This is a genomic window from Serratia sp. CY81684 (genome assembly GCF_052166595.1).
Lineage (GTDB): Bacteria > Pseudomonadota > Gammaproteobacteria > Enterobacterales > Enterobacteriaceae > Serratia > Serratia nematodiphila.
Map to the genome: position 1 here is coordinate 1,006,191 of NZ_JBJNOO010000001.1, position 23,440 is coordinate 1,029,630.

Genomic DNA, 23,440 nt, shown 5'->3' on the forward strand with positions numbered 1-23,440 from the left:
CGTGAGCAAACGAAAACCACCGCGGCCGCGTCAGCAGCCCGCCGCAGACACGCAGCTTGATCTGGCGACCGAGCTGCAAAAACTCCCTGGCCTGAGTACCTTCTCCTTCGACGGCCCCTGGCCGGTCAGCTCGTCCTATGACCTGCTCGACTCGATGTACTGCGCCGACAACGGCCGCTACTACGACACGCCGATCAGCTGGTACGGTCTGGCACGCCAGTTCGGCCACGCCAGCTGGCACCAGTCGGCACTGATATTCAAGCGTAACGTGCTGGCCGGTTGTTTCATCCCGCACAAGCTGCTGTCACGCCAGGCGTTCTCGGCCTTCGCCATGGATTGGGTGGTGTTCGGCAATGCTTACCTGGAGCTGCGCCGCAACGTGTTAGGCGGGCCGCTGGCACTGCACCACACGCTGGCGAAGTACACGCGCCGCGGCTCTGACCTGGATACTTATTGGTTTATCCAGGCGGGGCTTGATGATTATCAGTTTCCAACCGGCGCCGTCTGCCATGTGATCAACCCGGATATTCACCAGGAGATCTACGGCATGCCGGAATACTTCGCGGGACTGCTGTCCGCGAACCTTTCGCACTCGGCCGACACGTTCCGCAAGCTGTACTACGACAACGGCAGCCATGCCGGCTGCATCGTCTACGTCAACAGTGCCATCGCCGATCAGGAGAGCCTCGACAAGCTCAAGAAGACGCTGACCGACACGCGCCGCGGCGGGGCATTCAAAAACATCCTGCTGCACGCGCCTAACGGCGGTAAGGACTCGGTGCAGATCCTGCCATTCAGCCAGATCTCAGCCAAAGATGAATTCCTGGGCGTCAAGTCCGCCACGCGTGACGATATTCTCGCTGCGCACCGCGTGCCGCCGCAGCTGATGGGCGCCATGCCGGAAGGTAATGGCACCTTCGGCGATGTGGAGAAGGCGGCGCGGGTGTTCGCCATCAACGAGCTGACGCCCATCATGGAAGCCATGAAGCACGTCAACGACTGGATGGGGGAGGAAGTGATCCGCTTTAACCCGTATGCACTGCTCGATGTAGAGTAACCCCGGCGCTGCAGCACGGCCGCCACTGTCTATGGCGGCCATCCCCCAATAAGTAGCCCCATCACGCGCCACGCCTATCACTTCGAACCGTTTCCCACCGCCAGCCGCGCTATGCGGGCCGCTGGCGCGATATCGTCTGTTCATCACGCCCAGAGCAACATGACGGCGAGCGCCTCACAGCGGCCCATTCAGGCAACACATGACCCCCTTCCCATACCCCAAAGCGCGCGCTTGCTCCCCCGCCTCGCCTGCGCGCCTCACACCCTCTTTTTTGTGCAAGATCCAAAGTAGATCGAACCCGCGCCAGCACTGGCGCAGGTTCGCAATGGGGGAGATCGAATTATTGTGCAAAATTGTGCACGTTTTTGCATTGCAGATGACGCACTTTTGAGGCTCAACGGTTGAGCCTCGCGTCAGATGGAAAATCAGGCGTGTTTCATGCGCTCGTTGAGGGTTTCAACGATGAACGCATTGACTGAAACCTCATGCTCTGCCGCTGCCTGGTTCAGCCGTTCGCCGAACGATTCCGGGTAGCGCAAGGTGAACGTTTTGATTTTCTCCTGGCGCGCGTATGGTTCGATACCGGCAGCGCTGCAATCGTCCAGATATTCGAGCAAAGAGATCTCGCCCTCTTTTTTCAGCCCCTGGATGCTGTCGGAAACGAAATCGCAGTAACCGGACAGGCCGAGAAATTTACCGCGGAATGCGCCCAGCTCAGGAACAAAGCTGATTACCGCCGGTTGCCCGGCGATCTCCATGGTGTTTGGGGTTGCTGCTGCTGTCTTCGTCATGGCTTAACTCCTATGCTTTCCAGCCATTCGCGGAGGTTGACCACCGCGCCTTTGTCCGTGTCCGGCGATGGGTGGGGGCGGTGAAAGTTGGCGATGCTGCCATTAAGCAGGAACTTGCAACGTGAACCGCGGCCCTCTTTGACTTCGCCACCCAGCGCCTTTATCAGTGATTCCACATCTGACCATTTAATCCCGGAGAGAACAGGCGTTTTAAATATCTGTTCTAACGTGTTTTTTTGTCTCTTCCTTAACGCTGAAACTTGTTCTTTCATGTCGCAGTCCGTGAAGTCACTTTATGAAGTCATTTTGAGGGTTTAAGGATGTGAAGTCAAGTTGTGAAGTCACTCGCGCCGAAGGCTGAAAATATTACTCATCTTCCTTTTTGAGCGAATCAAAATACTCTCGCTCTGCCTTTTCTATCAGTTTTTGATGGTTCGGAAACTGTCTAAAGACACCGTTACCGCGGCTTTCCTGCTGATGCTCTTCGTGTTGTTGGCCGTTCCTTTCTTCCCAAGATGACTCCCGGTATTTCAACCACTGCCGGTAGTCACTTTCGCGCTCAGATTCGTCTTTATAGTCTCTTCCCATAATCAGCTCTCTTTCATGATTACTTTTTTCAAACGGTTGAGTAACAGCCCATGCCCCTTGCGGCGGAGTTCGTCAGCAATCTGGTGCGCCTCGCGTTGCCGGCGCTCCATTTCTTCTGGGCCCCAGAGCTTCTCCGTGCAGCAAATACACAACCCGACGTCGCCATAATGCAGGTCTACCTCTCGGAGTGGAGCGCAGCACCGCTCACCTTGGCAATATTCTTGTGGCTCCTGCTCTACCAGCTCACCCGCCGTGGTTAATGACAGAGTGCGATCACCGATTATTAACTTTGAACCACGCAGAAGAGCACGTGCGCCGGTTTCGTACTCGATGCCTTCGATTGTCAGTAACTTCATCAGTTTTTGGTCAACTACTGGCGGCGGCACCCTGTCGATGTGCGCTTTTACCATACTGCTTTTATCTTCTGCTGACGACTGGCGAATTTGCCGCAGTAGTTGACGCCGTTCTTTCGCGCTCATCCGTTCAAAATCGAGATTTTCTGGGGGTGCTGTCGTGGCAATTGCTTCGCCTTCGTTGGTCGGTTCTTGCTCAGGCGGACAGTTATTGCCACGAGTCCAAGGGGCGGCGGCTGCGCCGCCACCCTCAACGTCAACCCCCTGGCGCGCGGCTTCGCCACTCGCCGGTTTACGTTTGCGCTTCAGTGTCCAGGTGTCGGGGTGGGTGCAAATACGCGACGCCTCTCCGAGCATCGGTGACCAGACGCCGAAGATCTGAATACCGAGTTCGCCGTAATCGTTGGGCTTTTCCGCCTGGAGGTAGGCGGTGTGGACGATGTGATCGCTGCGCGGCGTCAATACGCCGCCTTGCTTCAAGATGTACGTTGCGATGCAGCCGGCATCGGCGGCATTCATCACGTCATCCATGGCTTTATCGCTCAGTCGCTGGGTTTTCTTGGCGTCGATACCCTGCCGATCAAGCTGGGTCGCCAGTCGGCGCAACTCGCGGTAAACCTGGCGCGACGGGATGCCGAAAAACTGAAATTGGTGCACGCGGTGCAGGCTGGCCCAGCCGAGAGCATGCTCGACCGTGTCGGCCATGCTTTTGCCGCTTTCGTGGTCGACCGGCGGTTCGCCGGTATCTTTGTTCGCCTTGCGCAATGGCTCGGCGTCCAGATTTTTACCGATATAGGTCGCGATGTAGCTGATTGGCGATCCCTTTTCCGCAGTGATCAGTTCGGTCTTGAAGCGCGGTGTTATGTCGTCGCCAAGCTCGGCGCGATCGTCGCGAATGGCGAACTCCTGCAGGATGCTGACAATGTCGTCGCGGTCATCTGGACGGCAAAAAACCATCATGTGCCAGTGGACGGTGCCGTCGTGATGCGGCTCGGCGACGCGAATACCGTACCAGCGCAGCCCCTGACGGTTCAGCTTTTTGCGGACGCTGGCAAAGAATCGGTTAACCAAATAATCGTTACTGTCACGAACAGTTTTCGTTGCCCATTTGGGGTTTAGCCGCCCGTCGATCATGGTGGCGTGAAAACGTGATGGGGTGGTGATCGTGCACCAGACCGCGCAATCGCCGCGCATTTCGGCAATATCCTGCATGCCTTTGACCGTGGTCATCATCTCTATGCGGCGGTGGCGTGGATTGCTGGGGCCGGCGTAATAGGCATCTTCAAGATCGATGGAAAAGCCGTCTTCGTTGGTCAGCTCGAAGGCTTTCAGAAATTCACGGGTGCGCCGGCGTTGCTCGCGGAAGTGTGTCAGCGCGTCGACGCTGATGTAGGCGGAATCCTGCTTACGTACCAGACCGGCGGCGCGCAACAGCTCTTCGCGCCAGCGGGAACGTAACGCCCACAAATTCGTAAACCACCAGTTCGCGCAGCACATTCTGGCGATGGCGCCGGGGATTTTGTCGTAAGGCGGTTCGCCGCGTCGGCGCAGATAAGGGTTCAGCGAATGCCAGCAGGGCGGCGTCACGTTGAAGCGTTCGGCCTCAGTACCCAAAGACACGTAAACGCGCAGGATTTGGTCAAGCGTAGTATCGCCGGAAAGATGGCGCGTGCTCTGCTGCTCGAGCAGGGTTTCAAAGTGGGCGGCGGTGAAGGTTGCGAGCAATTTTACTGCGCGCTTGTCCAGCTCAGGCAGACGCAGCAAATCGTCGAGTCGTTCACGACGGGCAACCAGCTGCAGGCCAAAGGTAAGCTGTTTGTCCTGCATTTTTTCGACGCGGGCAAGTATCGTCTTGACCGTCCGCAAAATGTAATTGCGGGAGAGTTTCTCACCGTTGCCTTTCTTGCTCTTACGAATGGCACTGATGCGCGCCAGCAGCGGCGAGCGAATAAAATCGGGCTGTGCCATCAGTGCGCCAAGTACAAGCTGAACCTTGCCTTCACCGCGGCGCTGTTCCGCCAAAATGGAAAGCTGCGAATCGCGATCACGCTCCTGATCCGCGGTGACCTCAATCCAACGTTGTCGGCGCCGTTGCGCGTCGGTGAGTTTCAGCTCTTTTTCAGCGTCTTCGGTGTACGGGTTGATACCCCGTTTCGGTGCATTCCAGGGATAGGGCCAATCAAAAGCAACTGCGCCGCGGCCCGGGTAGGGGCGCGGCGGGGATGGTTCGCGACGGCCTTTGGTGCTTTTAGTCATTCGCAAACACCGGCGTAAACGCTACTGCAAGCGGTGTGATCGTTCATGGCGGCGATCAGATCGAACTGCTGCCCGCCCCTGGTGGTTAGGGCCCAATCGCGATAAGTTTCGATGCCATGCGATTCAACTGTGATGCACTCGATTCGGCTTTCTGCCTTTTTCGGATCTTGAGTAGCGGGAAAGAAGGTGCTGTTCTGGCGGCGAGAGCAAGCGGCGACCAGCTTTTCCCATTGAGCAACGCGGGCTATCTCCTCCGGCCAGCGGGTAAAGATCTCGGCCAGCTCGGATTTGCGTGCGTGAATGCATGGCATGCAGCCGACGCGGCTACAGCCTTGTGTATACAGCGGATTCGGCTTGATGCCGTGGTGTTTGGCAATCGCGAAAACGTCGGCATGTTTCCAATCGAGAATTGGCCGATAAATATTTAGGCCCGGCGTTTTATCGGCGTCGGTTTCCCACGCGGGCAATCCCGCGCGTTGCGGTGATTCCTGCGCCCGAACCCCTTGCCAACTGATCACCTCGTCGTACTCGTCCAGCAAAGGCGCAACCAGCTGATCGCGGATCGGGATGTGCTTTAACTCGAATGTGCAGAAGCGGGCCATTGTGGACGGAAAGCGGCCCTTCCACATGCAAAGATCAAGGAATGGCACACCCGTTGGGTGAAGTGTTTCGAGCGCCAACGCGACGGTCTTTTTCGCGTCTTGTTCAGTTAGTCCGCATTCAGTAACTAGTGATACAGGCCAGTGCTCTGCAATAAACCGGCGTTTACCCTCGATGCGCGCAGTAAAGTCGGCTTTGACGCGGCGAATCGGCCCCAACTTGGATTCCAGATAATCCAGGTATTCCATTGTTAGCGGGTGTTCGTGGCCGGTATCGGCAAATGCGGGAATAATCTTGACGCCGGCAGCAAGCGCAAGCAGCCACTGCGCCAGGCTGTCTTTTCCACCGGAAATGCTGATCACGTTTATGGCGTCGGTAGCGAAGACGCGATCGTCGATCAGCGCCGTTCCGGCCGGATATGAGATAGCACGCGAAGGTATCAGCATTTGAATGGCCCCCGCTCGATGCTCAACATCACGTAACCCGGCGCCCATTCGGCCAGGTCGGTGATGTGGGTGATACGCACCCAGATGTGCTCGCCGGTAAACCCTTCCAGGTGGCCAAACTTTGTATAGCCGTTCAGACTCAGCAGATCGCCGACGGCAAAGTCACGGTCGTTAATACGGAATTCGGCTCTTTTCTCGCCACAGATGACGGCTGCGAGGTGTTCCGGGTGGATCTTCAGGTGGTGTTTTTTCACGATGCCGCCCTCATGGTCGCGATGATCTCGCCAGCGTCTGCACGGCTGGAAGCTTTGGCGCTGACAGAGCGGCGGGCAGTAATCGAGGTGATAGCGAAATCTGAGTACAGCGCTTTGGCTGCGTCCGTCTCGCTGTTCGAGGCCACGACGTGACGGCCCAGATTGGCGGCGATACGGAGCATGCGCGCCAGCTTGCTTTGCTGCTCGTTTGTAAAGCCGTCAGTGTGATAGCTGGTAAAGTTGGCTGATGCACTGGCTGGGATGTACGGCGGATCGCAATAAATCACGTCGCCGGCTTGGGCCATCCTGATCGCCTCGGGGAAGCTGCAGCACAGGAAAATGGCTTTCTTGGCCTGCGCCTTTTCCGCGAAGGTTCTGATCTCGTCTTCTGGGAAGTAGGGCGCTTTTCGATGACCAAACGGCACATTAAACTCGCCACGCAGGTTGTACCGGCAAACACCATTGAAGCCGTGGCGGTTCAGGTAAAGAAACTGCGCCGCACGGTAGATGAAATTGCTGTCACAGCGCAGATTGAAGTCAGCGCGCACGCCGTAATAGCCCTCCTGATCTGGGTGTGCGTTGAACAGATGGCGCGCTTCGCGGATCAGCACCTCGGGATGGTTTTTGGCGACGTTGTGGAAGTTGATCAGATCGCTGTTGATATCGCACAGCAGATAGCTGTCATAGTCGGTATTGAGAAAAACCGCGCCGGAGCCGACGAACGGCTCAATCAGGCGCTTACCTTCCGGCAGGTGCTGGCGCAGCGTGTCGATAATGCGGGCTTTGCTGCCGAGCCACTTCAGCGCCGTGCGGTTCATGCGTCACCGCCTGCAAAAACGACATCAGCTACAGCGAACCCCTTCAGTTCATTACCATCATAAATTGCTGCTATCACTTCAGGGGAAATCAGCGCATTGATGACGCCAATCATGCCGATGATATAGGTGCTGTCGCAGATACCTACCGTTGCCGCTGTCTTTTTGGCGAAATATTCAGAGCACTTAACGCGATTATCAACCAGAGCTGTGATCGCATCTGGGTCTACCTGAAATAACCCGTTAAGGATATCGACAGCTTTTTGTGCCGTTATTCCGTGCGATGCGCGGCGAACACCTCCGGCTGCCATTGCCTCAATCACGCCGAGAGTTGTCAGGCAGTCAGAAAGGGCGCGATGCGGCGTTCCTTCGATAATGACACCCTGCTGTTCGGCGGCGGCTGTCAGCTTTTGCCACTTGTACCCGCCACGGTCGCTTTTCTGGCCGTAAAACTCGGCGTACTCATGCATGGCACATACGATCTGTGGCATTACGCTAATTTTCGGCGTTACCTTCCAGATGCGATCTGTCTGTTCAAGCAAGCGGAGATCATATTCAGCATTGTAAATCGCAATCGTTTTTCCACTGATTAAGCTGCACAGCTGAGGGTTGACCTCCGGCCATGTTGGGGCATCTTTTACCATTTCATCAGTGATTCCATGGATTGCGGTAGCTTCTGCCGGAATAGGTTTTGATGGCTTGACCAGCGTGTTCAGCAGTACCTTGCCAGTGGCGTCAATTACGGCTATCTCGATGATCTCGGCTTTATCATCGAGGCCTGTGGTTTCTGTATCCAAAACCAGGCAATTTCTATTTAAACATTGCTGTGCTTGCTGTTGTGGTGTCATGGTATTTCTCCGATTCAATTAATCGTAATTACGTAATTCAGGTGGAACGGATGCCGCGCGATTAAAGGCGCGGCAGAATTTGCAATAACGGTAGGCAACCCAGCCAACCAACCCAAACGCGACAACCGCCCAAATGGCGGCGAGAGTGAAGCAGAAAGCCATCATTGAGGCTTCTCCACTTTGGGTGCGTCGGTAGACCGGCGGATATTGATCCAGTCCTTCAACGTGTTTAATACTTGGTCGCGGGTGAAGTTATCCGCAGCCAGTCGGTCAAGTTTGCTTTCCAACAGCTCAAGCAGTTGCAGCCGCTCAGAGCGGCGGGCATTCATAAACGCTTTGTGTAATTCGTCGTCTTGCATATCCCCCTCCTGATTTCTGGGTGTAAGAAACCCGCCACCATGAAGGCGGCATTATTTTTAACAACGCGGTTTAATTAATCGCAGTCAGTAATGTTTATTAATGACGGGATATCGCGATTTAACTTTTGTAGAAGTTTTATCCCTCGGAAGACGGCTCGCCTTTCTGCGTAACTCATTTCCTCGAACTTCATTTCGATGTGTTGAGCCGTTAGCTTTATGCGGCTATCAATATTACCTAATGTGCAAATGGCTTTTTTTTCACTCGCCATCAGCTTGTTATAAAAACAGGCAGTGTGATTTTTGTTTTTAGCGCGCGCCAGTAATGACTTGGCGTTATTGACGAAACGCTCACCGGATTTTATTTGCTCAACTGTCATGCTCATAAAAGCCTCACACTGTTGCCTATCTGGGAGCGCATCCCGTGACGCCAATCACCCACCGTTAAAGGTTGAGATGCGCTCTCAGATAGGGCCGGGTGTACCCGGCTAAGCTGAAATTTCAGGTTGCGGAATATCGCCGTTGTTGCAGCGCATGATCAAGTGATCGATAACGGCGGCGGCCGGGCCATCGCCAGCAGCCTCTGCCGTACTCAACAGGCCAGTCAGGCCGATGTACAGGCGGAAGGCGTAATCGTTCAGTGATACCTGGCGAACCTCTGGCGCCACAGCGGAAGCGCTGTGCAGATTGGTCGCTTTGGTGTGGTACTGCAGCAGCAGCGTGTCGATCAGAATGCGGTAAGGCTGTTTCATGCTGGTGTGTCCTCTGAAAATGTCGCCGGCTTTTTGCCGTAGCACTGCCAATACTTCGCGGCGTTCTCGATAACGATGCTCGCAGCAGGGTGGCCGGCATAGCGCGCGGCGTCTGCGATACGTCCGAGATTGAGCACAGCATTCGCCGATTCTCCGACCGCGCGCGCTGGTTTCATGTACTGCATGCGCTTGTCGTATTGAGCGATCACGGCGTTTGCTGCGTCGTAGAATGGGTTGCCGCTCATGCTGGCCTCTTACCGTTGATCATCTTGTCCACGGTGCGCATGGCTTCCGCCAGCGCGAAATCACGACCGAAGTAATCCCCGTTGCTAACCAGCTGGTAGGCCGTGCGATTCGTTTCGCTATGGCGCGGGCACTTCTGAATCGTGAACCCGCGATAAACGAAAGTATGTTTCGATAGCTGTATCAATGCTTTGTTTTGCGCGTCCATATTGGGATCTCAGCTGTTGTCGATGGCATCTTTCAACATGGCGACGAGATTGACCTCAACCTTGTCCTTTGCCTTATTTTTCGGGCGGATGATTATCCTTCCGTCACGAACCATACGGCGGCAGGTGGCCAACGGGATTTGAACCATTTCGGCATAGCGTTCGAGCGAGACGTAGCCGGTTGGTACAGATATGTTGATAGTTACGTTTCCCATACCGCGCCTCATTCAGCTGTGAATGACTCAAGCCCGCGAAGAAAGATCAGGCGCGCCATGCTTGAACTGGATCGGCTTTCGCGTGTGGCGATTGCCTCGAGTTCGGCGCGCTCATCCTCCGACAAGCGCATAGGAATTGGATTTTTTGCAGCAATCCCACGAGGCAAACGTGAGCGGGGCTCATGGAGTTCTTGTTTCATAGTGGTATATTGTGATCTGCTAAGTGTCTGTGAAAATCATTCTGGTACGAAAAAACGTACCAGTCAAGAGAAAAGAGATGAAAATAAGTATCGGAACTCGATTGAGAGAGGAACGAGAGCGCCTAGGATTTACACAAGTTGCCATGGGGGATCTTGGCGGCGTTAGAAAACAAACCCAGCTCAAGTACGAAAAAGGCGACAACAGTCCTGATGCTGAGTATCTGTTGGCATTGTCAAAATTTGGCTTAGATGTGCTGTATGTGGTTACTGGCGTTCGGTCTGCTGAATCCTTAACTAATGATGAGCAAGAACTACTTGGGCATTTCAGGGCGGCCCCACTGGCTGTTAAGGCGGCTGCACTCGCTGCTCTTACCGCTGGTAGCTCTGTTGCAGATTCCAAAGCAATAAGCGTAAGCGGTGGAAGCGGCCAAAGGATTGCTGGACGTGACTTTCATGAGTACAAGAATAAATAGTTCAGGAGGGACTCTATGGGGAGTGATTCTAAGGGTAGGCATAACAGGGTTGCTGGCAACGATTTCCATGAAGAGCGTATAACGGCAGAAAATTATATAGCTAGGGACTTTGTCAACATAACTGCCCCTGTTGTAGAAAAAGACACTCGGCCATTGGTTCCCGCTCAGCGTAAACAGCTCCACCAATTGATTCTCGCTGTAGCGGAAGCAGGGAATGAAGAAGGTTACGAGGTATGGCATCGAGTCCATGCAGAAATAGGCGTCAGAAGTGTAGAAGAAATGACTGTTAGTCAATATCAACCTGCTTATAGTTACCTTCAGGCACAATTGGATTTATGCCGAGAGAAATCCCAAAAGAATGAACTGATATCTGCATTGCTAAAAATCAGTGCCAACACAGATCGCTACAATGACCTTTTGCAGTATTGCCGAAAAAGTTTTGGTTCAAGCCACCTAAAAAACCTTCAGCGCATCGAACTTCAGCAAGCATTGTTGTGGCTGGATCAGGAACGCGGTATAAGCAACGAGGTTACCAAAAAAGTACCCGTGTTTGTGCAGTGGGGGCGTTTGGCTTGGGATAACCCTGGTTTCACGGCATTTTTATTTCTCTTAGGCTTTTCCGTCCCTGTGATTATCGACTTTATCATTCTTGGAATTTAGCTCATTGATTAAATGTGGAGATTACAATTTTGCCGAGAACAACTTCATATTTCACTGACTCCCAAAATTGTATTAGACGTAGAACCACTTCACATGAAAAATTTAGTTTCATTATTATTTATTGGTGAATAAATGAAAAAATTATTAGCAAAAATTATACCTTTGGCAATCCTCTCTTATGCTTCACACGTTTATGCACAAGACACACAGAACCCGACGGCTTCAGAATGCAGATCACTAAAAGATAACATCCAGCGCTTGCAATGCTATGACTTGATGTCTAAAAACGATGCATCCAAAGAAAAAGAACCCGAAGGCCTACAGTCAGGACTTCCGGATGGAGATGTTGGGGGATGGAAGATTGAGAAGATGCAGTCCCAAATCGATGATTCGTGGAATGTTTTTGTAAGTCTTGCATCAACCAATACGATCAGAACGCCGTATGGCGAATATTTAAACCCGTCTCTTTATGCTGTTTGTAGAGAAGCTAAAACAGAGCTTTTCGTAAGTTGGGGAGTATTCTTAGGCACAGACCAAGCAAGGATGATTCAGCGGATTGATGCGGATAAGGCCACTCAAAAAATGTATACAATTTCGACAGATAATAAATCTGTATTTTACCGCGGAAATGCAATTCCCACGATTAAGAAGCTAATGAATAGCAAGAAACTCTATCTCCAAATTGTACCGTATAGTGAAAATGCCATTGATGCCACTTTCGATCTTTCTGGCTTGTCAGAGGCTATAAAACCCCTCAGACATGCGTGCAAATGGTGACAAAACACATATGACAGTACGTAAACTGCCTTCGGGTAAATGGCTTTGTGAGTGTTACCCCTACGGTGCTTCTGGCAAGAGAATTCGGGTAACACGAGCGACGAAAGGTGAGGCGCTCTCGTATGAGCGCCGCATCATGAGTGATGCTCATGGCTCAAACATTGAGGCCAACACTCAAAAGCTATCTGATCTCGTCTCACGTTGGTACGAAATGCACGGCAAATCTCTCACTTCTGGAGAAGAGAGAAAGGCTAAGCTGGAGGCCATCTGTGAGCGTCTTGGTGATCCACTGGTCGACACATTCGATAAAAACATGTTTGCCATCTACCGCGAGCGTCGGTTGCGCGGTGATTGGAATCCGAAAGGGAAAAAACAGCTGAAAGAGGCCACAGTTAATCGGGAATATTCATACCTGCATGCTGTATTCTCTGAATTGAAACGTCTCGGAGAGTGGCAGGGGGATAACCCACTTGATGGCATTCGTCAATTCCGCGAAGGCGATCAGGAGCTGGCATTTTTATATGACGATGAGATTCAACGCCTACTTGATGCTTGTGACGAGTCTGCAAATAAAGATCTTGGTGCTGTGGTTCGCGTTTGCCTAGCGACTGGCGCGCGCTGGAGTGAGGCTCAAGATTTAAAGCAATCTCAGGTAATGCCCGGGCGCCTTACCTTTACCCAGACAAAAAGCAAGAAGAATAGAACCATTCCAATATCTGCCAAAGTGCAGGCATTACTACCCAGAAAGAGAGGCAATCTTTTCACCCCATGCTATGAGGCTTTCGGTTCCGCTCTGAAGCGTGCAGGCATTGAGCTTCCAGCAGGGCAGCGCACTCACGTTTTAAGACACACGTTCGCAAGTCATTTTATGATGCGCGGGGGTAATATTCTGGTGCTGCAGCAGATACTGGGACATAGCTCGATCACAATGACGATGAGATACGCGCATTTTGCGCCTGAGCACCTGGAGGCCGCGATTTCTCTCAATCCATTTGACAGCCTAGGAGCTGAGCGTTTGGAGGCTTAAAACAGTGGCGATAAAAATCGCATACGCACAACAAAGCTCAACTATGCCTAATCATCCTTATCTTTTAAATCATAAGGTTATGATTTTTAAAAGCCTTGGATAGTTTTTAAAATCCCTCGGCTTATGGCTGTGCGGGTTCAAGTCCCGCCCCGGGTACCAGGGAATAAAAATACCGAATAATCAAAGCAATAAGTAGTAATGTCGTAACCGCCGAGAGGCGGTTTTTTTGTTTCTGTAATTCGCATTACCCCCGCATTTCTTCCTGTCTTGTCATGCCTTATACCCATGGATTGTCATCCAGCTTGCAGGGAGCCCCGCAGGGCTCCGAAGTACAACTCATAAGAAACCGAACGCCGCAGCGAGGATCCAGCCGAAGACGCAGGAGACGCTGACGCCAATCAGGCCTGGCAGAATAAAGCTGTGGTTGATCACGAAGCGGCCGATGCGGGTGGTGCCGGAGCGATCGAACTGGATTGCCGCCAGATCGCTGGGGTAGGTTGGCAAAATGTAATAGCCGTAACAGGCCGGCGCTGAAGCGACGATATAGGCCGGGTTGACGCCGATCGCCAGCGCCACCGGCACCAGCGCCGCCAGCGCGGCAGCCTGCGAATTGACGAATTTCGACACCAGCAGCAGGATCAGCGCATAGGCCCAGGGGTACTCTTTCACCAGCACGCCCAGTGTGGCCTCGATCTGCGCCAGGTGCGCGCCGAACATGGTTTCCGCCATCCAGGCAACACCATACACCGCCACGATGGCGATCATGCCGGAACGGAACACCTCGTTTTTAGAGATAGACGCCGGGTTGGTGCGGGTGATGATAACGATCAGCGCCCCGGCCATCAGCATGCACATCTGGATCACCAGAACCATGGAGAGCGGCTTGCCGCCGAAGCTGGGCCGCAGGCCGGAAAAGGCCCCCAGCACCGCCACCAGGGCGATGGTGGCGAGGAAAATCCACATGGCGATCCAGTTGCTGCGCGGCAATACCCGGTCCAGCAGGGTAGCGGCGTCGCCGTAGACATAGCGATGGTTCTCCGGCACCGAGATGAACTTCTGGAACTCCGGGTCTTTGTCCAGGTCTTTGCCGCGGAACCAGCTGAAGATGCCGATCGCCAGAATGCCGCACAGCGTCGAAGGGATGGTGATAGACAGCAGATCGAGGAATTCCAGATGGCGGCCATTGAAGGTGTAGCTGCTGAGCATTGCCACCAATGACACCACCGCCACCGAGACCGGGCTGGCGATAATGCCCATCTGCGCGCCGATCGAACTGGCCGCCATCGGCCGTTCCGGGCGGATATTATTTTTGATCGCCACGTCATAGATGATCGGCAAGATGGTGTACACCACATGGCCGGTGCCGCACAGGATAGTGAGAATGCAGGTAACGAAGGGGGCGATGATCGAGACATAACGCGGGTTGCGCCGTAGCATCCGCTCGGCGATCTGCAGCATGACGTCCAACCCGCCTGAGGCCTGCAGGGTGGCGGAGGCCGCCACCACCGCGATGATCACCAGCATCACGTCTACCGGCGGTTTGCCGGGCTGCAGGTGAAAGCCAAACACCAGGATCATCAAACCGATACCGCCCAGTAACCCCAGCGCAATGCCGCCCTTACGCGCCCCATACAGCAGGCATGCCAATATAACCGCTAATTGCAGAAAGAAATCCATGATAGATACGCCTTAATAATGTTGAACTTAACTGCGTTCAGTTTCCGGCGGTGTTTACAGTAGAAAGTTGTTTTAAATCTAAAGGCGCTAAAAAATTGTGGTTATTAGCTCTAAAGAGTGATGACGGTCACGTTCAGAGGATCTGAAGAGCAGGCGGCTGACGACATCAGCACGAAAAAGCAAGTTAAGAGGTCAGACCTCTCCTATATAACCGGTTTACCACCAGAGGAGAGAGCAATGGATCCGACAAAAATGACCGGGCTGGCGTTATTACAGGCTGCGATGGCTGGCAAGATCCCACCGGCCTCGATCGCTGAAACCGTGCCCATGAAACCGGTCGCGGTGGAAGAGGGGTATATTCGCATCGCGGCGCGGGCCGACGGGCGCCATCTGAATCCACTGGGGGGCGTACATGGCGGTTTCGCCGCCACGGTTTTGGACTCGGTGACCGGTTGCGCGGTGCACAGTACGCTGGGCGCGGGGATTGGCTATGGCACCGTCGATCTGCAGGTTAAAATGTTGCGCCCTGTGCCGAAGGAAACTGATCTGATCGCTGAGGGGCGTCTGGTCTATGCGGCGAAGAACGTCGCTTTTGCTGAAGGCACGCTCAAAACGGCGGAAGGGAAGCTGCTGGCTTCGGCAACCGCCACTTGCTTTATTATTCGCCCCACCGAACAAGCACCGCAATAACCTGCTTTTTTATCGGGCTTCGGGTTATCAACCCGGAGCCGGATGCATTTATCTTCGGCTGCATACCTTGCTGCGCTACGATGGCAGGCGCGATACGCCATTGTGGTCTAGTATTCTTGGGTGAAAATTTATCGGGGTGATTATGCAGCCGTATAAAGAGGTTGAGTTTGATCATGAGCTTTGTCTGGCGATCGGCAAAGCCGTATTAGCCGTGGTTGCGCAGGGGGAAGAAACCAGCGCTCCGGCGGTGATGAACGCGATTGAGCGGTCGGTGGCGCAGGGGCTGAATGACGACGAAACCGCCATCGCCGACGACGCCCTGGATGTGATGGCTCGTCTCATCCACGGTTTCAGATTCATTAATCTCGCGGGTGAAGAGGATACTCCCCATGCATTGGTTGAATTTCAAGCGCTACAAGAGTGACGTTGCCAAACAGGCCGTGCCGCCGCATTTGAATGCGGCTGAGTTTGCGCGGCATTACGCCGACAAGCCGCAAGCCGATACGGAAGAGTACCTTTCGTTGAGCGGGGAGATGTGCTGGGATGCGGTGGTGCTTTGTGCTCACCGTTCAGGCGCGCTCAGCAAGGCGAAATACAAGCAGCTGTGGCTGACGGTGTTCGATAAGCAATATAAACATTTCGTCAGCCCTGATGATACCGAGATCCGCACCATGGCGGATATGCTGCGCGCGCCGCAGGGATGTTTTATCGGTATATTTTCCATGCGCGACGCGGTGGCGCCCCGATTGCTGCATGCCATGATCGGCACCGGTGCGGGATTTGCCGCGGGCAATAAAAATCTTTGCATCGGCGTGGGCGGCGCGGTCGGTTGGGAAAATCTCAATCTGGCGCGCGATCTGCGCTGGCAGCCGGAAGGCGGTTTTTTACGCCAGGGCGACAACGAAGTGCTGCGCATTTTTTATCGGCCTTTCCCCGCCTGAACCACCGGCCGCAGGCTTTTTAGGATAAAAAACCGCCGCCCGGCGGTTTTTTGTTGTTTACTTAAACCCGCCGTTGCGTATGAACTCGAGACCGGCGGTGGTGATCCGCGTTTGGTGCGGATCGATATCATAGTTGTTCTCGTCAATGTCGCTCATCACATAGGCTTGTATCAGCCCCTTGGTTTTAAGATAGGCGAAGGGATCGGCGAAGGCGTGCGGGCTGGTGGCGTCCTGCTTCCACAGTTCGTAGGTTTTTTCATCCAGCGTGCCGGGGTGATTGGCGGCCAGGCGGGTCAGGATCTGATTGTAGAACTCATAGTCGGTCATGATGCGGTCCTCTTTATCGCGAGCGACAGTCTCGGAAAATGGCGTAACGTCTATCAATCATAGCCGAAGTTTCCCACCGCCTGCGGCGGCGTCGGGTTAGCCGCGTTGGCTTTCAATCCAGTGAAACAGACGTGAAATGCTGAAGGTGATATCGCCAATGTTGAAAAGCGCGCCGAGCCACAGGGTCAGCATCACCAGGATGCCGATGATGATGGGAAGGTCCATTTTGCTCATGATCATGTTCTTCATCAATAAAGAGTGTGCGGCAAAGCGTACCACCAATCCTGATTGTCATAAAAATGCGCTGCGCATTATTTCTTTTGAAATCAAAGTAAAAAAGCCACCCAAACGGGTGGCTTTCAGTGGCGATCAGTCCAGCTTGGGGTGCTGGTCTATCAGGATCTGCTTTTTCTTTTCCAGCTCGGCGATCTGCGCGTTGATGTCCTCGACTTTCTGTTCGATGTTGTCGTAGGTCTCCTGCAGCAGTTCTTTCGCTTCGGTACGGTCAGAAGCGGCCGGCGTCGCGCCGCGCAGCGGCTTGTTGGCGGTCTCTTTCATGTACAGACCGGTGATAAGACCGATTACCGCCACAACCATCAGGTAGTAGGCCGGCATGTACAGGTTGCCGGTCGCTTCCACCAGCCAGGCAGCGGCGGTCGGTGTCGCACCGGCGATCAGTACCGAAATGTTGAACGAAATCGCCAGCGCGCTGTAGCGGATGTGCGTCGGGAACATTGCCGGCAGAATCGAGGCCATTACCCCGGTGAAGGAGTTGAGCAGCACCGCCAGCACCAGCAGACCGACGAAGATCAGGCCGATGACGTTGCTGTTGATCAAAATGAAGCACGGGATCGCCAGCGCCAACAGGCCGATGCTGCCGCCGATGATGAACGGCTTACGACCGATACGGTCGCTGGTCAGGCCGATCACCGGCTGTACGAACAGCATGCCGATCATGATGGCGATGATGATCAGAACGCCGTGATCCTCCGAGTAGTGCAGGTTATGCGACAGGTAACTCGGCATGTAGGTCAACAGCATGTAATAGGTCACGTTGGTGGAAATCACGATACCGACGCACACCAGCAAACTTTTCCAGTGTTTGGCCGCGATCTCTTTGAACGAGGTTTTCGGCGGATTTTCGATGGCGTTGCGATCCTCTTTCTCCATCTTATCCACGTGCTGCTGGAACGCCGGGGTTTCTTCCAGCGCATGGCGCAGATAGAGACCGATCAGGCCCAGCGGCGCGGCGATGAAGAACGGAATGCGCCAGCCCCAGTCGAGGAAGTTGGCTTCGCCGACGATGCTGGAGATCAGCACCACTACGCCTGCGCCCATCACAAAGCCGGCGATGGAGCCGAAATCCAGCCAGCTCCCCATAAACCCGCGTTTGCGGTCCGGCGAGTATTCGGCGACGAAGATCGCTGCGCCGGAATATTCACCGCCGACGGAGAAGCCCTGCGCCAGTTTGGCCAGCAGCAGCAGGATCGGCGCCCAGATGCCGATCGACGCATAGGACGGGATCAGGCCGATACAGAAGGTGCTGACCGCCATGATGATAATGGTGACCGAGAGAACTTTTTGCCGGCCGAACTTGTCGCCCATAGCGCCGAAGAACAGGCCGCCGAGCGGACGCACCAGGAAGGGCACGGAGAAGGTCGCCAGCGCGGCGATCATTTGCACGCCGGGAGAGGCGCCGGGGAAGAAGACCTGGCCAAGCGCATAGGCGACAAAGCCGTATACGCCGAAGTCGAACCACTCCATCGCGTTGCCCAGGGCCGCCGCGGTGATCGCCTTCTTGAGTTTGCTGTCATCGATGATGGTGATGTCGTTAATGTGCATCGGTTTATGTCGTTTTTTTCTTAACTTCATATAATCATCCCTTAATGAATTATTCGTTGTTCGTGAAAGCGTAATCTCCGTTCACTGTTGTTTTCGAGTTATCAAATCGGCTAATCGAATCGCGGTTCAAGACGATTCATTATCCACATTTAAGTTGGGATGTGGATCACAAAATATCGTCGTTTATGCCAATGTTATGTCATTTAGGTGACTAATTATTTTGCATCTATAGCTTAACGTTATATCTTGCGGCGATCAAATCCAGCAGTTTAACTTAAGTATTTGCACCGATTTGGTGCGAGAATAGTCTAATAATTGTGCTATTTGACGGTTTTTCGTCTGATTGACGATGTTTCAAGTATAGAGAGTACGGGAGATAAAACAGGAAAAATTGATGTGTTCGCCGCTAAAAAACGCCTGACCAACTGGCCAGGCAGTTTGGATTAGGGCGCCGACGAACCGCCGAACTCCAGATAGATTTTCGCCAGGTTCTGGTACTGCGCGAAGCGGTTTTCGTCTACCACCAGTTCCGCCTGACGGCGTTGCTCCTGAGCGTTTAGCCAGTCGGTAATGGTGACGGCGCCCTGCCGGTAGCGCACCTCGTTCAGCCGCTCCGATTTGCGCGCCAGCGCCAATGAGGCGCGCAACTGCGTCTCCTGCGCCAGCAGCTGCGTGCGCAGTGACAGCGCATTGTTCACATCGCCCATCGCTTTGTACAGCGCCTGCTTGAAGGCCAGAACTTGCTGTTCATAGTCGTTGCGGGCGATCTTGATCTCCACGCCCATTTGCCGCCACTGCAGGAACGGCAGCGTCAGGCTGGCGCTGAGGCTGCCCGTCGGGTTGCGCAGGAATTCCAGCAGCGCGCTGCTGCTGGCGCCCAGTGAACCGGTCAGGCTGAACGCGGGATAGTATTGCAGACGTTTTTCATCGACGTTGGCCAGGGCGGCGCGCAACCGCAGCTCTTGAGCGCTGAGATCCGGGCGACGGCTCAGGACGCTGGCGGGAATGCCGGTGTTGATCTGCGGCATCGCCGCCGTCGGCAGGCGTGCGGGCGCGATGGTGGCCTGGCCCGAAGGCGCACCCAGCAGCACCGCCTGTTCGTTCAGCGCCTGTTGGCGTTCGTGCTGCAACGCCAGCAGTCGGCTTTCCTGCGTCAGCAAGCTTTGCTCCGCGTTCACCACGTCCAGCGCCGAGATGCTGCCGGCCTGATAACGGGCGTTGGCCAGCCGTAGCGTCGTTTTGGCATAGGCGATGCTCGCCCGGCTGACGTCGATCTGCTGATTGAGGAAGCCGATGCGCCAGTAATTCGTGGCGGCGTCGGCCAGCAGCGTCAGGCGCGCCGTTTGCAGATCTTGCTCGGAAGCCTGGCTGGCCCACTCGGCGGCGTCGCGCTGGCGCGCCAGTTTACCCCACAGATCGACTTCATAGCTCGTAGAGAGCGACGCGTTGCTGGTTTTATTCCACGCGGAGGACTCGGACAGCGGGCGATTAATGCTGCTGCCTAATGAGGCGCTGACGCCGGGCGCGGTGCTGATGCCGACGCGTTCCGCCTCGAGCCGCGCGCGGTAGACGCGCAGCACGGCGGCGGCCAGATCGTTATTGCTCGCCATCACCTGTTGCAGCCAGCGATCGAGCTCAGGATCGTGGAAATCACGCCAGTCGAACGGCGTCGGCGTGGCGTTTTCGGCGGTGTGCTGCCACCCTGCAGGATAGTTGATCTGCGGCGCCCGGTAGTCGCTTTTCAGGGCGTTGCCGCAGCCGGCGGTGAGCAGGGCGGCGAGGCTTAACGCCAGGGGAGAGATAATTTTCATGGGTTACTCGCTGGCCAATGAAACGACCGGATCCATCCTTGCCGCTTTACGGGCGGGGAGATAACCGAAGATCATGCCGATTAAGGTTGAACAGAAAAACGCCGTCGCGGCGGCTTGCCAGGAATAGATGGCGGTGAACATGCCGCCCGCCAGCGTGGTGAACAGCGAACCGGCGGCGAACGACAGCGCGATGCCCAAAATGCCGCCGATCAGACAGACCAGCACCGCCTCGATCATGAACTGTTGCATGATGTCGCTGCGCCGCGCGCCGACCGCCATGCGCACGCCGATTTCGTGGGTGCGTTCGGTCACCGAGACCAGCATGATGTTCATCACGCCCAGGCTGCCGATCACCAGCGCGATGGACGCCACCATCAGGATCAGCAGGCTGAAAGTCATTGACGTGCGTTCGATGGACTTTCGGATTTTATCGAAGTTGTACAAACGGAAATCTTTTACGCCATGGCGTTGGGTCAACAGCTGTGTGATAGCGGTGACGGCCGATTCGCTGGCGACATTGTCCTTTAGCCGAACGGTGATGCCGCTGAGCGTCGGTTTGCCTACCATGCGATACATCACCGTGCTGTAGGGCATCCAAACAGTAATGCGATTGGGCGCGTAGTTGCGATTGCTTTTCGCCACACCGATCACCCGTGCCGGCACCGAGCCGAGAAACACGATCTGGCCGAGCGGCTCGACGCCGAAATCGCCGAACAGCGCCTGGCGCGCATTGTCGTCGATGATCACTTCCTGCAGCGCATTACGATCGTCGCGGAAAGTCACGCCTTGTAACAGCTCGACGCCGTTAACGCGGAAATAGTCGCGCCCGACGCCGGTGATCGAGGCGGTGGCGGATTTGCTGCGAAAACGGATGCTGTCGGAAGCGTCTACTTCCGGGCTGACGCTGTCGACGAAGCTTTGCTGCGCCAGCGCGTCGGCATCGGCCGGCACCAGGGTGCGGATGCTGTCGATGGCGTCGTCGAAGAAATCGCGGCCCGGATAGATGCTTACCACGTTAGTGCCGAGATCTTTGAGGTTTTCCAGCGTGCGCTGTTTGGCGCCTTCGCCCAGCGCCACTACCGTGACCACGGCGGCGATGCCGAAGATGATGCCGGTCATGGTCAGCGCGGTGCGCAGACGATGAGCGTTCATCGCTTTCAGCGCCATGTGCAGCGATTCGCGGGTGCGGTCGATTAGGCGTTGCCAGCCGCTTTGCCGGCTGCGGTTCGGCGGCGGCAACGATGGGCCGGACGCCGATTTGCGGCCGCTGTCAGCGATGATCTTGCCGTCTTGCAGTTCGATGACGCGCTGCGCATGTTGCGCCACTTTCATATCGTGGGTGACGATCACCACGGTATGGCCGCGCTGATTCAGCTCGCTCAGGATCGCCAGCACTTCCTGGCCGGATTGGGTGTCCAGCGCGCCGGTCGGTTCGTCTGCCAGGATAATTTCGCCGCCGTTGATCAGGGAGCGGGCGATGCTGACGCGCTGCTGCTGGCCGCCGGAAAGCTGGCCGGGCTTGTGGTCTTCGCGACCCTCCAGGCCTAACCGCGCCAGCAGTTGTGCCGCCCGCAGCCGCCGCTGATCGCGCCGGGCGTTGGCGTAGATGGCCGGAATTTCGACGTTGCCCAGCGCGCTGAGATCGGGCATCAGGTGGTAACGCTGGAAGATAAAGCCGATATGCTCGCGGCGCAGGCGGGCCAGTTCGTCCGGCGACAGGTGGGCGGCGTTCTGGCCGCTGATGTAGTAGTCGCCACGATCCGGCACGTCGAGGCAGCCCATGATGTTCATCAGCGTCGATTTGCCGGAACCCGAGGCGCCGATGATCGCCACCAGCTCGCCGGCGGCGATGGTCAAATCGATGTCTTTCAACACCGTCAGCGCCTGACCGCCGTTGGTGTAGGTTCGACTGATGCCTTTTAGCTCGATGATCGCGTTCACAGGAAGATGCCATCCTCAGCCGACTTGGCGACGGGCTGTGACAGCACCACGGTTTCACCGGCTTTCAGGCCGCTGAGGATCTGAATATCGACGTTGTTGGTGATGCCGGTGGTCACTTCGCGCGTTTCCAGCCGCTGATCCTGAGTCAGCACCTGCACCTGCTGCATTTTTCCTTCGGTTTTATGCACCGCCTGGATCGGCACCAGCAGGGTGTTCTTCGCGTCGCCGAGCAGTAAGGAAACCTGCGCGGTCATGGCAATGCGCAGGCGGTTCTCCGGGTTGGGTACGTCCAGCAGCGCGTTGTAATAGACCGAGGCGTTCGAGGTGCCGGAACCGGACGCGGAGCTGGTGCCGGCGAGCGAATCGTCTTTCATCACCGATTCCGGCGCCAGCTCGATGGTGCGCAGCGTGGCGTCGTACCGTTTATCCGGATCGGAGAAAATAGTGAAGTACGCCTTTTGCCCCGGTGAAATGCGGGTGATGTCGGCTTCGGAGATCTGCGCCTTGATGGTCATCATATCCAACCGCGCCAGCTTGACGATGGTCGGCGCGCTTTGGCTGGAGTTGACCGTTTGCCCCTGCTGCGTCACCACGGCGATGACGATGCCGTCCATCGGCGCAACCACGCGGGTATAGCCCAGATCGATTTTTTTCTTCTCGACTTCGATCTGCGATTGCACCAACTGCGCATTGAGCGCCTGCAGATCGGCGCGAGTGGTGGCGAGCGAGGCTTCGGCGGTTTCGAAGTCTTCCCGCGAACTGGCTTCGTCGTTCAGCATGCGGCGCTGGCGTTTGAAACGCGACTCCGCCTGTTTCAGCAAGGCCTGTTTGGCTAACATATTGGCTTTGACTACGTTCAGCGCCGCCTCGGCGTTGCGCAGATCGTTGCGCTGTTGCAGATCGTCGATGTCGGCGATCGGTTGCCCTTTGGTGATGCGATCGCCCAGCTTGACCTTCAGCGATTTGACTTCGCCGGAGACGCGGGCGCCGACGTTGACGCGTTCGATGGCATCCAGCCGCCCGGTGGCCAGCACGGCGTTTTCGATATCGCCCAGGCGGGCCGGCGCAGTAACGTAATCCTGCGGCGGCGGGCGTTGCCAAAAGATGGCCAGCGCGACGGCGACGGCGATGAAAACGATGGCGGCGATCAACGCCAGACGGCGGGAGGGGAGTTTCAGTGATGACATACCCAGGTTTTCCATAACGATAAAAGCGGCGGTTCCAGTCTGCCATCATGGCAGCGCCAGCTTGAACTGGCGCTAAACGTGAGGCGCTTTCCCGCTGGAAAGGGGAT

General features: G+C 55.4%; 29 protein-coding genes. 8 read left to right on the top strand and 21 right to left on the bottom strand.

Annotation, left to right across the window (positions count from 1 at the left end; all coding sequences use genetic code 11):
- Position 1: 1 nt before the first annotated feature.
- Positions 2 to 1,057: a phage portal protein gene (locus ACJ8QF_RS04930; protein ID WP_188239898.1), complete on the top strand. Its 1,056-nt coding sequence runs from the start codon at positions 2 to 4 to the stop codon at positions 1,055 to 1,057.
- Positions 1,058 to 1,482: 425 nt separating this feature from the next.
- Here the strand turns inward: ACJ8QF_RS04930 and ACJ8QF_RS04935 are convergent, their stop codons facing one another.
- The 14 genes from ACJ8QF_RS04935 to ACJ8QF_RS05000 form a co-directional block, all read right to left on the bottom strand.
- Positions 1,483 to 1,848: a type II toxin-antitoxin system HicB family antitoxin gene (locus ACJ8QF_RS04935; protein ID WP_442537326.1), complete on the bottom strand. Its 366-nt coding sequence runs from the start codon at positions 1,846 to 1,848 to the stop codon at positions 1,483 to 1,485.
- Positions 1,845 to 2,120, bottom strand: a complete 276-nt coding sequence (locus ACJ8QF_RS04940; RefSeq protein ID WP_049197967.1) for a type II toxin-antitoxin system HicA family toxin — start codon at positions 2,118 to 2,120, stop codon at positions 1,845 to 1,847. Before ACJ8QF_RS04940 ends, ACJ8QF_RS04935 begins: the two co-directional genes overlap by 4 nt.
- Before the next feature lie 94 nt (positions 2,121 to 2,214).
- Positions 2,215 to 2,436: a hypothetical protein gene (locus tag ACJ8QF_RS04945; protein ID WP_142815485.1), complete on the bottom strand. Its 222-nt coding sequence runs from the start codon at positions 2,434 to 2,436 to the stop codon at positions 2,215 to 2,217.
- A gap of 2 nt (positions 2,437 to 2,438) precedes the next feature.
- Positions 2,439 to 5,045: a replication endonuclease gene (locus ACJ8QF_RS04950; protein WP_442537327.1), complete on the bottom strand. Its 2,607-nt coding sequence runs from the start codon at positions 5,043 to 5,045 to the stop codon at positions 2,439 to 2,441.
- Entirely contained in the window at positions 5,042 to 6,091 is a 1,050-nt protein-coding gene (locus ACJ8QF_RS04955; protein ID WP_442537328.1) for a phosphoadenosine phosphosulfate reductase domain-containing protein, read from the bottom strand. Before ACJ8QF_RS04955 ends, ACJ8QF_RS04950 begins: the two co-directional genes overlap by 4 nt.
- On the bottom strand, positions 6,085 to 6,345 hold the full coding sequence (locus tag ACJ8QF_RS04960) for a DUF3850 domain-containing protein (protein ID WP_332108281.1): 261 nt from the start codon (positions 6,343 to 6,345) through the stop codon (positions 6,085 to 6,087). The genes ACJ8QF_RS04955 and ACJ8QF_RS04960 overlap by 7 nt, the downstream gene beginning before the upstream one ends.
- Positions 6,342 to 7,163 carry a Dam family site-specific DNA-(adenine-N6)-methyltransferase gene (locus ACJ8QF_RS04965; RefSeq protein WP_442537329.1) on the bottom strand — a complete coding sequence of 274 codons (822 nt, stop codon included), beginning with the start codon at positions 7,161 to 7,163 and terminating at the stop codon, positions 6,342 to 6,344. Before ACJ8QF_RS04965 ends, ACJ8QF_RS04960 begins: the two co-directional genes overlap by 4 nt.
- Positions 7,160 to 8,008 (bottom strand): 3'-5' exonuclease, encoded by an 849-nt coding sequence (locus tag ACJ8QF_RS04970; RefSeq protein WP_072009671.1) that lies wholly within the window; start codon positions 8,006 to 8,008, stop codon positions 7,160 to 7,162. Before ACJ8QF_RS04970 ends, ACJ8QF_RS04965 begins: the two co-directional genes overlap by 4 nt.
- Before the next feature lie 161 nt (positions 8,009 to 8,169).
- On the bottom strand, positions 8,170 to 8,367 hold the full coding sequence (locus tag ACJ8QF_RS04975; RefSeq protein ID WP_060447356.1) for a hypothetical protein: 198 nt from the start codon (positions 8,365 to 8,367) through the stop codon (positions 8,170 to 8,172).
- A 74-nt stretch (positions 8,368 to 8,441) separates the two neighbouring features.
- Positions 8,442 to 8,750, bottom strand: coding sequence for a hypothetical protein (locus ACJ8QF_RS04980; protein ID WP_060447354.1), 309 nt, complete (start codon positions 8,748 to 8,750; stop codon positions 8,442 to 8,444).
- A gap of 102 nt (positions 8,751 to 8,852) precedes the next feature.
- The gene (locus ACJ8QF_RS04985) at positions 8,853 to 9,116 is read right to left on the bottom strand and encodes a hypothetical protein (protein WP_060447352.1); all 264 of its coding nucleotides are present in this window, start codon (positions 9,114 to 9,116) and stop codon (positions 8,853 to 8,855) included.
- A complete protein-coding gene (locus ACJ8QF_RS04990) occupies positions 9,113 to 9,361 on the bottom strand; it encodes a hypothetical protein (RefSeq protein WP_149505972.1) in 249 nt (82 codons plus the stop codon). Before ACJ8QF_RS04990 ends, ACJ8QF_RS04985 begins: the two co-directional genes overlap by 4 nt.
- A complete protein-coding gene (locus ACJ8QF_RS04995; RefSeq protein WP_060436647.1) occupies positions 9,358 to 9,567 on the bottom strand; it encodes a DUF4761 family protein in 210 nt (69 codons plus the stop codon). The genes ACJ8QF_RS04990 and ACJ8QF_RS04995 overlap by 4 nt, the downstream gene beginning before the upstream one ends.
- A gap of 9 nt (positions 9,568 to 9,576) precedes the next feature.
- Positions 9,577 to 9,780 carry a hypothetical protein gene (locus ACJ8QF_RS05000; RefSeq protein WP_060436649.1) on the bottom strand — a complete coding sequence of 68 codons (204 nt, stop codon included), beginning with the start codon at positions 9,778 to 9,780 and terminating at the stop codon, positions 9,577 to 9,579.
- 277 nt (positions 9,781 to 10,057) lie between these two features.
- Between ACJ8QF_RS05000 and ACJ8QF_RS05005 the strand changes: the two genes are divergently transcribed.
- From ACJ8QF_RS05005 to ACJ8QF_RS05020, 4 genes are all read left to right on the top strand, one after another.
- A complete protein-coding gene (locus ACJ8QF_RS05005; protein WP_442537330.1) occupies positions 10,058 to 10,453 on the top strand; it encodes a helix-turn-helix domain-containing protein in 396 nt (131 codons plus the stop codon).
- A 15-nt stretch (positions 10,454 to 10,468) separates the two neighbouring features.
- Positions 10,469 to 11,113, top strand: coding sequence for a hypothetical protein (locus tag ACJ8QF_RS05010; protein ID WP_442537331.1), 645 nt, complete (start codon positions 10,469 to 10,471; stop codon positions 11,111 to 11,113).
- Positions 11,114 to 11,245: 132 nt separating this feature from the next.
- Positions 11,246 to 11,890, top strand: a complete 645-nt coding sequence (locus tag ACJ8QF_RS05015) for a type VI secretion system-associated protein TagO (protein ID WP_197816575.1) — start codon at positions 11,246 to 11,248, stop codon at positions 11,888 to 11,890.
- Between the two features lie 10 nt (positions 11,891 to 11,900).
- Entirely contained in the window at positions 11,901 to 12,917 is a 1,017-nt protein-coding gene (locus ACJ8QF_RS05020; protein WP_149505968.1) for a phage integrase, read from the top strand.
- A 336-nt stretch (positions 12,918 to 13,253) separates the two neighbouring features.
- On the opposite strand, the gene ACJ8QF_RS05025 is transcribed toward ACJ8QF_RS05020, so the two are convergent.
- Positions 13,254 to 14,594, bottom strand: coding sequence for an anaerobic C4-dicarboxylate transporter (locus ACJ8QF_RS05025; protein ID WP_004927934.1), 1,341 nt, complete (start codon positions 14,592 to 14,594; stop codon positions 13,254 to 13,256).
- Positions 14,595 to 14,831: 237 nt separating this feature from the next.
- Between ACJ8QF_RS05025 and ACJ8QF_RS05030 the strand changes: the two genes are divergently transcribed.
- The 3 genes from ACJ8QF_RS05030 to ACJ8QF_RS05040 all read left to right on the top strand — a co-directional run bounded on the left by ACJ8QF_RS05030 (position 14,832) and on the right by ACJ8QF_RS05040 (position 16,225).
- A complete protein-coding gene (locus tag ACJ8QF_RS05030; RefSeq protein WP_004927931.1) occupies positions 14,832 to 15,284 on the top strand; it encodes a PaaI family thioesterase in 453 nt (150 codons plus the stop codon).
- Between the two features lie 142 nt (positions 15,285 to 15,426).
- The gene (locus tag ACJ8QF_RS05035) at positions 15,427 to 15,708 is read left to right on the top strand and encodes a hypothetical protein (protein ID WP_325962016.1); all 282 of its coding nucleotides are present in this window, start codon (positions 15,427 to 15,429) and stop codon (positions 15,706 to 15,708) included.
- Entirely contained in the window at positions 15,674 to 16,225 is a 552-nt protein-coding gene (locus ACJ8QF_RS05040) for a hypothetical protein (protein ID WP_325962015.1), read from the top strand. The genes ACJ8QF_RS05035 and ACJ8QF_RS05040 overlap by 35 nt, the downstream gene beginning before the upstream one ends.
- 57 nt (positions 16,226 to 16,282) lie before the next feature.
- Here the strand turns inward: ACJ8QF_RS05040 and ACJ8QF_RS05045 are convergent, their stop codons facing one another.
- The 6 genes from ACJ8QF_RS05045 to ACJ8QF_RS05070 all read right to left on the bottom strand — a co-directional run bounded on the left by ACJ8QF_RS05045 (position 16,283) and on the right by ACJ8QF_RS05070 (position 23,348).
- Complete coding sequence (locus ACJ8QF_RS05045) at positions 16,283 to 16,552, bottom strand: hypothetical protein (protein ID WP_033633383.1); 270 nt, start codon at positions 16,550 to 16,552, stop codon at positions 16,283 to 16,285.
- 96 nt (positions 16,553 to 16,648) lie between these two features.
- Positions 16,649 to 16,786: a hypothetical protein gene (locus ACJ8QF_RS05050; RefSeq protein WP_162138956.1), complete on the bottom strand. Its 138-nt coding sequence runs from the start codon at positions 16,784 to 16,786 to the stop codon at positions 16,649 to 16,651.
- Between the two features lie 135 nt (positions 16,787 to 16,921).
- Positions 16,922 to 18,424 carry a glycine betaine/L-proline transporter ProP gene (gene proP, locus ACJ8QF_RS05055; protein WP_004927916.1) on the bottom strand — a complete coding sequence of 501 codons (1,503 nt, stop codon included), beginning with the start codon at positions 18,422 to 18,424 and terminating at the stop codon, positions 16,922 to 16,924.
- A 413-nt stretch (positions 18,425 to 18,837) separates the two neighbouring features.
- Positions 18,838 to 20,205 (bottom strand): TolC family protein, encoded by a 1,368-nt coding sequence (locus ACJ8QF_RS05060; RefSeq protein WP_325962013.1) that lies wholly within the window; start codon positions 20,203 to 20,205, stop codon positions 18,838 to 18,840.
- 3 nt (positions 20,206 to 20,208) lie between these two features.
- Positions 20,209 to 22,146: a MacB family efflux pump subunit gene (locus ACJ8QF_RS05065; RefSeq protein WP_131164379.1), complete on the bottom strand. Its 1,938-nt coding sequence runs from the start codon at positions 22,144 to 22,146 to the stop codon at positions 20,209 to 20,211.
- Positions 22,143 to 23,348: an efflux RND transporter periplasmic adaptor subunit gene (locus tag ACJ8QF_RS05070; RefSeq protein ID WP_325962012.1), complete on the bottom strand. Its 1,206-nt coding sequence runs from the start codon at positions 23,346 to 23,348 to the stop codon at positions 22,143 to 22,145. Before ACJ8QF_RS05070 ends, ACJ8QF_RS05065 begins: the two co-directional genes overlap by 4 nt.
- Positions 23,349 to 23,440: the final 92 nt, after the last annotated feature.